General features: G+C 65.6%; 9 protein-coding genes and 1 pseudogene (1 of these 10 cut by a window edge). 4 read left to right on the forward strand and 6 right to left on the reverse strand.

Annotated features, from left to right (window positions below; all coding sequences use genetic code 11):
• The first annotated feature begins 256 nt into the window (after window positions 1-256).
• The 3 genes from F4X41_05655 to F4X41_05665 all read left to right on the forward strand — a co-directional run bounded on the left by F4X41_05655 (window position 257) and on the right by F4X41_05665 (window position 2,326).
• Window positions 257-625 carry a cupin domain-containing protein gene (locus F4X41_05655; GenBank protein MYB16505.1) on the forward strand — a complete coding sequence of 123 codons (369 nt, stop codon included), beginning with the start codon at window positions 257-259 and terminating at the stop codon, window positions 623-625.
• A 90-nt stretch (window positions 626-715) separates the two neighbouring features.
• Entirely contained in the window at window positions 716-1,477 is a 762-nt protein-coding gene (locus F4X41_05660) for a hypothetical protein (protein ID MYB16506.1), read from the forward strand.
• A 36-nt stretch (window positions 1,478-1,513) separates the two neighbouring features.
• Window positions 1,514-2,326, forward strand: a complete 813-nt coding sequence (locus F4X41_05665) for an SDR family oxidoreductase (GenBank protein ID MYB16507.1) — start codon at window positions 1,514-1,516, stop codon at window positions 2,324-2,326.
• Between the two features lie 241 nt (window positions 2,327-2,567).
• Here F4X41_05665 and F4X41_05670 read toward each other — a convergent pair whose 3' ends face one another.
• Window positions 2,568-3,368, reverse strand: coding sequence for a hypothetical protein (locus tag F4X41_05670; GenBank protein MYB16508.1), 801 nt, complete (start codon window positions 3,366-3,368; stop codon window positions 2,568-2,570).
• 181 nt (window positions 3,369-3,549) lie between these two features.
• Between F4X41_05670 and F4X41_05675 the strand changes: the two genes are divergently transcribed.
• A complete protein-coding gene (locus F4X41_05675) occupies window positions 3,550-4,242 on the forward strand; it encodes an aquaporin (GenBank protein ID MYB16509.1) in 693 nt (230 codons plus the stop codon).
• Window positions 4,243-4,281: 39 nt separating this feature from the next.
• On the opposite strand, the gene ispG is transcribed toward F4X41_05675, so the two are convergent.
• A complete protein-coding gene (ispG, locus tag F4X41_05680; GenBank protein ID MYB16510.1) occupies window positions 4,282-5,400 on the reverse strand; it encodes a flavodoxin-dependent (E)-4-hydroxy-3-methylbut-2-enyl-diphosphate synthase in 1,119 nt (372 codons plus the stop codon).
• A gap of 44 nt (window positions 5,401-5,444) precedes the next feature.
• Window positions 5,445-6,503 carry a site-2 protease family protein gene (locus F4X41_05685; GenBank protein MYB16511.1) on the reverse strand — a complete coding sequence of 353 codons (1,059 nt, stop codon included), beginning with the start codon at window positions 6,501-6,503 and terminating at the stop codon, window positions 5,445-5,447.
• Window positions 6,500-7,657 carry a 1-deoxy-D-xylulose-5-phosphate reductoisomerase gene (locus tag F4X41_05690; protein MYB16512.1) on the reverse strand — a complete coding sequence of 386 codons (1,158 nt, stop codon included), beginning with the start codon at window positions 7,655-7,657 and terminating at the stop codon, window positions 6,500-6,502. Before F4X41_05690 ends, F4X41_05685 begins: the two co-directional genes overlap by 4 nt.
• The coding region (locus tag F4X41_05695) for a hypothetical protein (GenBank protein ID MYB16513.1) at window positions 7,657-7,920 on the reverse strand (264 nt) is incomplete at its 5' end. The genes F4X41_05695 and F4X41_05690, both read right to left, overlap by 1 nt.
• Window positions 7,788-7,920, reverse strand: a pseudogene (locus F4X41_05700) (hypothetical protein) (it continues 914 nt past the right edge of the window). The pseudogene F4X41_05700 and the gene F4X41_05695, both read right to left, overlap by 133 nt.

Below are 7,920 nucleotides of genomic sequence, written 5' to 3' on the forward strand. Positions count from 1 at the left end.
TGTGGTTGTTCTGGTCTTTTTTTAAATGTATAACTTTTTATTATTGGCATCACTCCACCGCCCTCACCATCATTTCCCCCCCCCCCCCCCCCCCCCCGCCGCCCACGCCCCGCCCGGGGGCGGGACCTCCGCTGAAATGAGGCTTACATATCTGGCAATCACGCCACCATGTATTTACGCCGTGTCGCCCACGGCCACAGGAAAAACCTCGCCCGTGAGAGGGTAATAGCACCCTCTTGTTCGATGATTGTATCAAATGCTAATCAAATATGTAAGTGCTGCTAAAACCATCGAGAAGCCCTGGGGGCGCGAATTGATATTTGCAGACACCGAGCTTTACTTGGGCAAGGTGATCGACGTGAATGGAGGCAGCCGGCTCAGCCTGCAGTATCACCCGCGCAAAGACGAAACCGTCTACGTGACCAAAGGGGTGGTGGAAACCGAGCTAGGTAGGCGCGGAGAGCCAACCCAAACAGTGATGTTGCGCACCGGTGACTGCCTGCGCTTGCGGCCCGAAACGGTTCACCGGTTCACCGCGGTCGGCGGCGACGCCCAAATGATCGAGGTGTCCACGCCCCACCCCGATGACACGATCCGCCTGGCCGACGATTTCGGGCGAACCTAGGGATCGATCGCCGCGGCCGGCCGGGGCCGGTGCAACTAGTATTTTGATTGAGGTTTTGGACGACCGTTCGACAGCACCAAGGGGAACGCGATGACGGTTAACGCGACCAAGGCGATCCTGGCCGCCGGCAAGCCCGCCATCGGCTGTTCACTTGCCTACGGCTCCGAATTGGCGGCCGGACAAATGGCCCAGGCCGGATACGACTGGGTGATGCTGGATCAGCAGCACGGCTACTGGAACGAACACAACCTGCGGCTGGGTTTTCTGGCGGTGATTCAGGGCGGATCGACTCCGGTTACGCGCGTGCTCACGAACCGCTACGACCTGATCAACAAGGCGCTCGAATCGGGCGCGCTGGGCCTGGTCATTCCGATGGTCAATTCGGTCGACGAGGCAGCCGCCGCCGCCGCCGCATCCCGGTATCCACCGCGCGGGACCCGATCTAACGCCAGCCCGTACATGACATCGACCTTCGGACCGGGCTACGCCAGCTGGATCGACGACGAGGTATTCCTGGCCGTCCAGATCGAATCCCGGGCGGCGGTCGAGAACGCCGAAGCGATCCTGGGCGTCGAGGGGGTAGACGGGTGCTGGATCGGCCCTTCCGACCTGGCACTGGACATGGGCCTGAAGGTCTCCGACATGGGCAACCACCCCCGGCATGACGAGGCGGTCGCCCACGTCCTGGAGGTATGCCTTTCGCTGGGCAAGGCGGCCGGGTATGCCTGCAGCACCCCGGAGATGGGCCGGCGCCGGATTGCCGAAGGATTCACGTTCGTCAATATCGGCTCCGATTCAGGATTCATCAGCGAGGGGTCGGCCAGCGTCCTGGCTGAATTCAAGCCCGACTGATCAACAAAGCGCGCTGATCGGCGCCGGGAGAGCTGTATGGACCTTGGACTTCGCGGCAAGTCCGCGTTAATTACCGGCGGCAGCCGCGGCCTCGGGCGGGCGATGGCCCGGGCCCTGGCGGCCGAGGGCTGCGATGTCGCAATCGCCGCCCGAACCGCGAGTACCCTGGAATCGACGGCCGCAGAACTCGATGAATTGGGCGTTCGGTCGTTGTCCTTGGAATGCGACGTCACCGACCGTGCCCAGGTTGAAGCGGCGGTGTCAGCGGCCGCCGAAGGGTTCGGCCGGCTGGACATCGTAATTGCCAATGCCGGCGGCCAGCTGCGGCCGGGATTGCTGGACTCGGATGACGAGGACTGGCAGTTCACGCTCGACATCAATCTTCTGCACGCCGTGCGGCTCATCCGGGCCGCGGTCCCGCACCTGCGCCGACAGGGTGAAGCGGCCGCGCTGATCACCGCCTCGATCACCGGCGCGCGGGTCCAGGTGCCAGCCCAATACGGGGCGGCCAAAGCGGCGCAAATCTACCTGGCGACGGCGTTGGCGCGCGAGCTGGCCCAATACGACATTAGGGTCAATGCGATTTCGCCCGGCTCGATCGAATTTAAGGGCGGCAGCTGGGGGCGACGGCGTGAGCAGGCGCCCGAAGTCATGGCCGAATTCGCCGAGAGTCAGTTTCCATTCAAACGGCTGGGGCGGCCCGAAGAGATCGGTGAGGTCGCCGCATTCCTGTGCTCGCCCCGAGCCAGCTGGATCACCGGCCAAAGCATCGTGGTGGACGGCGGCCAGATGAACGCCGGGCTTTGGTCCCCCGCCGCATTGACCGGCCCGCAAGGTCAATCCGCCTGAATTGCAAAGTCACTAGTGTCTGTGGCGGACCCCTCCCTGCAGGGCGGCGCTAACGGCGAGTTGTCAATCCGCCGCCACGGTATGCGGCGGCCGTAATTGGGCACCCTCCCGCTCTCGCTCCGGAGAAACCCGACCTTGATCGCTCCCCAGTCCTGGGCCGAAAAATCCGCCGCTCGATGGAGGGGCGTGGCAACGCCGGGCGAGACCGGCTAGCGTGACTGGCGCCCGCGCGGCGGGGACTTTAGGTCGAATCGATCATTTCGCGCAGCCGCCGACCTTCGGTCGACCAGAAATCGCGCAGCACGTAGAGGTCGCCGGAAAGGCTGAAGTGGCGTACACCCATTTCGAGATAGGGAGCGGCCTGATCGGGAGACCCGATTTCGACCCGCGGGGTCACGCCCATCTTCATCGAGGTCTCGATGCTGTAGAGCTCGGCGTCCTTGACGGCGGTCGACTCGCGTCCCTCGAAGTTGCCGCTGTTCATCGAGAAGTCGGCCGGGCCGAACTGGGTCATGTCCAAGCCCGGAGTTGCCAGCACTTCCTCGAGCTGGTCGACGCAACCCTTCTTTTCGACCATGATCATGACCACGGCCTTGTTCAGCTTGTCGATGTAACCCTTCGCGTCCAGCCCGTAACCCCAGCGGTTGTCCCGGGTAGCCCCGATTCCACGCAGGCCGTCCTGGCCGGCGGCATCGGCGCGCACCGATCCGACCGCCTCGCGCGCGTCGGCGGGCCCCCGCACGTCCGAGAAGAGGAAATTCTCGATCCCGGCGCCGGCGGCGCGGATCGCCAGGTAAGGACGTGGCATCTGGTCGAGCTTGATCAACGAACTCATATGCGGGAATAGGTCGATCGCGCGCGCGAAATTCTCCAGGGCGAAGTTGTCAAAGGGACCGTATTCGGAAACGAATTCGACGTAATCGATCTGGCCGGTCAGGCCGATCACCTCGGCCAGCCCCGCCCAAACCGATGAGACGCGACAACCGACGGTGGGTTCACCGGCGTCGAGCTTCTGCCGAAAGACGTTCGGCTTGTCCATCATTGCTTCTTAGTGTCCAAGGTTCGGGGCGGTATCGGATGTGCCCGCTCGGGAGGCCGGGGCGTCCGGCTGGGCACGGCCATTATCGGTTGGCGCCGGGGCAGCCGGCTCCCGGTACCCAGGTCAAATAGCATTGCAATGTGCTGGCTGGTCCGGGCCAGGCGACCGCAATGGAACCGATGCGATGACCGAACAGATCCGACCCTGGATGGCGGAATTGGTCGGAACCTTCGTCCTGGTCCTGGGGGCCGCCGGTTCCGCGATGGTGGTCGTGGATGAACTCAGCACCAGTGCCAATATGCTGATCGCGGTCCTGGGCTCGGTATTTGCCCTGTCGGCCGGGATTTACATGTTCTACGACGTCTCCGGGGCGCAGTTCAACCCGGCCGTAACGGTTGCCCTTTTCGTGTTGGGCAAGATCTCACTGGTTGCCGGAATCGGCAACATCGTCGCCCAGATAATCGGCGCCATCCTGGCGACGGCAGTACTGGCGTCGGCGATTCCGCTTGGCCCCAGCAATTACGGCCTGACCACGGTGGCCTTCGGAACCGAGCCCTGGCAGGCGGTGATTCTGGAGGCGACCGGCACCTTCATCCTTGTTTCAACGATTCTCTTCGTGGCCGTCCGCTACCGCGTTCCGGCCGCCGCCGCCGCCCTGGCGATACCGACTGCGCTGGCCGCCGGTCTGATTGTTTCCGGCGCCCTGACCGGGGGTTCGCTCAATCCGGCGCGCACCCTTGGTCCGGCGTTGCTTTCCGGCGAATTCGCCAATCACTGGGTTTATTGGGCCGGACCGCTGGCCGGCGCGCTGATCGCCTCGCTCGTATTCGCCGCCCTCACCGCAGGACAGCCGACCGACGCCGAACCGCCTGGTTAGCTTTGCCGCACCCGCGGGAAGCGCGGCCGCCGCGAAAGGCTAGGCTTCTGCTTCCTCGAGTTCGCGCTGGCGCCGCCGTTCGGCGACCAGGTCGTCGATGCCGGCAGTCAGTTCGGGGAAGAATTCATCCTCGTCCAGGGTCTTCAGGATCTCGCCCTTGGAGAAGATGACTCCGCGCCCGCGCCCGCCGGCCAGCCCTATGTCGGCGTCGCGCGCCTCGCCGGGGCCGTTGACCACGCAGCCCATGACCGCAACCTTCAGCGGTTCTTCTATTCGCGAGAGGTGCTGCTCCACCTGCTCCACCAGGTCGAAGAGTTCGATTTCGCATCGTCCGCAGGAAGGGCAGGAGACCAGGGTGGTGCCCTGCTGATGCAATTCGAGGCTCTTGAGAATCTCGTAGGCGACCGGTACTTCCTCTTCCGGTTCGGCGGTCAGCGACACCCGAATCGTGTCGCCGATGCCCTCGTAGAGCAGCATCCCGATGCCGATCGCCGAGCGGATGCTGCCCGACCGGACGGTCCCGGCCTCGGTAATGCCGAGGTGCAGCGGGTACGGCATTTGGTCGGCGATCAGTCGGTAGGCGCGAACCATCGGGTCGATGTCGAAGGCCTTCAGCGAGACCTTGATGGATTCGAAGTCCTCGTCTTCCAGAATCTGGATGTGCGACATCGCATGCGCGACCATGGCCTCGGCCAGCGCCTGTCCCTGCTTGGGGCGCCCGTCTGCGGTGCGGTTTTCGGGGATCGAACCGGCGTTTACGCCGATCCGGATCGGAATATCGCGGTCCTTGCAGGCCGAGACCACCTGACGCACCCGGTCGCGATCCCCGATGTTTCCGGGGTTGATCCGCAGCCCGTCGATATTTGCCTCGGCCGCCAGGAGCGCCAGGCGGTAGTCGAAATGAATGTCGGAGATAAGCGGTACCGGACTGGCCTTCAGCAGCTCGGGAAGCGCCAGCGCGGCCTCGCGGTCCGGGACCGCCACGCGCACGATCTGGCAACCGAGATCGGCCAGCCGGCCGATTTGAGCGCTGGTCGCGGCCACGTCGGCGGTGTTGGTTGTGGTCATTGACTGGACCACTACCGGTCCGCCGCCGCCAATTCGAACATCGCCCACGTGGACCGGGATCGAGGTTCGCCTTCTGAGGATTTCCGACATCTCTTGAAGTCCTTGGGGCGATTGCAATGGCAAGGGTTGGACCGCTAGGGCCCGCCGCCGGCTATGCGCGATATGTCGGCGGCAGTCACCACTACAACAAGTATGAGCAATGCCGCCATACTCGCAACCTGCAGCGCCTTTTCGGCTTCCGGTGAGATCCGCCGCCCTCGCGCCACCTCGATCAGCATCAGTGTCATTCGTCCTCCGTCAAGGACCGGCCACGGCAGGAGATTGAACAGCGCCACCTGGATCGAAATCGATCCGGCCAGTCCGAGCACCAGGGCCGGTCCCAAGAGGGTTGCCTGGCCGAACGTATCCAGGATTCCCACCACCCCGGTGAGATTGATCTGGCCCTCGCCCGCGAGGGCCCCGGCGGTGTAGCGCGGCAGGAGCGTAATCGCCTCGCCGGTCTGGATCAGCGCCCGGGACAAGGCCCGCCCGGAAAGATCCGGGCTGCGCACGTAATTTATGTGCAGTCCTAAGGGGCCCTGGCCGGGGGGCGGATCGGCGCGCGGGACTGCTGCCACCCGGAATTGGCGACCCGAGCGTTCGAGCACCAGCTGCAGCCGGTCGCCGGTGCGGTCGGCCACGACCGACGAAAACTCCGCCGGCAGGATGCCATCGCGTTCGTCCAGGATCAAGATGCGGTCGCCGGCCTGAATACCTGCTTGGGCCGCCGGCGAACCCGGGTCGACGGCCGTGACCCTGGTGCCGACCGGCGCGAACAGCAACGCCGCGACCAGCAGGAATCCGAATCCGGCCAGGACGTTGGCCAGGGGCCCCGCGGCCAACACCAGGAGGCGACCCCATACCGGCTGGGCGGCGAAGCTGTCCGGCGCCGAACCGGCGCTCCCGCCGGTCTCGCCCAGCATCCGCAGGTATCCGCCGATCGGGAAAAGGTTGAGCGTAAAGGTAGTCCCGGCCGAGCGCCGCCGGAGCAGGTGCGGTGGAAACCCCACCGCGAACTCGAGGACCCGGATGCCGAGCAGCCGGGCGGCGGCGAAGTGCCCCAGTTCGTGGGCGACCACGATCAGGGTCAGGGTGCCCAGCCCGACCGCGATTGTGCCGGCGGTGCCCAGCGTGCCGAGCAGCGCTTCGATCATCGGTTCAGGCGTCTGACCTGGTCTCTGGCGAGCCGGTAGCCCTGCTGATGGAAATCCAGGGCGTCCGAAATCTGATCCATGTCGCCGCGCGGGGCGTCGGCCAGTACCGCGGCCACGACTTGCGGCAGCTGATCGAATCGGATCCGCTCCTCCAGGAAGGCTTCGACCGCGGCATCGTCGGCTCCGACCAGGAGCGCGGGCGCACAGCCACCCTCGAGGGCCACCCGCCGGGCCAGGTCGAGCAGCGGGAAGCGGTCCAGATCGGGTTCTTCGAATTCCAGATCGGCGGAACCCGCCAGATCCAGCCGTGGAGCGTGCCCGGCAATGGGCAGGCGGCCGTCCATCCCCAGGGCGCAGGAAATCGGGATCCGCATGTCCGGTACCCCGAGCTGGGCCTTCTGCGAACCGTCGATGAATTCGACCAGCGAATGGACGATGCTCTGCGGATGGATCAGTACGTCCACCCGGTCGGCCGGCATCCCGAAAAGCCAACTGGCCTCGATGACCTCCAGACCCTTGTTCATGAGCGTGGCCGAATCGATGCTGACTTTCGGACCCATTTCCCAGGTCGGGTGGGCAAGCGCCCGGGAAGGAGTCACGCGGGCGAATTCGCCGAGCGGGACTTCACGAAACGGCCCGCCGGAGGCCGTGAGGATGATCCGCTGGATGCTCGCCGGGTCCTCGCCCCATAGACACTGCCAGACGGCAGAGTGTTCGCTGTCGACCGGGCGTACGCTGACTCCGTGAGCTTCGGCATGCCGCATAAGCAGCTGGCCGGACATCACCAGCAACTCCTTGCTGGCCAGGGCTATGTCGATACCGGCTTCGACGGCGGCCACGGTGGGAGCGAAACCGCCCGCGCCGACGGTGGCCACCAGCACCAGGTCGGCACCCGATCCGGCGGCAATCTCGATCAATCCGCTGTCGCCGCCCAGGACGGTCACGCCGGCGATGTTTTCAGACCTCTCGTTGGCGGCCAGGGCGACCCGTTCGACGCCGAAGCGGCGCGCCTGTTCGAGGAGCAGGTCCAGATTCCGGCCCGCCGCCAGACCGACTACGTCGAATTCGCCGGGGCAGGCCTCTACAACCCCGAGGGCCTGCGTTCCGATGGAGCCGGTGCTGCCCAGAATCGCCAGCCGGGTCGGTCTGCCCATCAGATCAGTCCCGCCAACAGCAGCAGGGCCAGGCCGGCCGGAAGGGCGGTCGTGAAGCTGTCGATTCGATCCAGGACCCCTCCGTGGCCTGGGATCAGGCGCGAGGAGTCCTTGGCGCCAACGGCGCGTTTTACCGCACTTTCCAGCAGGTCGCGGGGGGGGGGGGGGCGGCCGGCCCCGCCCCCCCGCCGCCCCCCCCGGGGCGGCGGGGCGGGGGGCCCCCGGGCAAACACCGCAGCCCCCACGCCGCGCCCCGGCCCCCC

It is taken from the genome of Chloroflexota bacterium, from assembly GCA_009840625.1.
Classification (GTDB): Bacteria; Chloroflexota; UBA11872; order UBA11872; family VXNJ01; genus VXNJ01.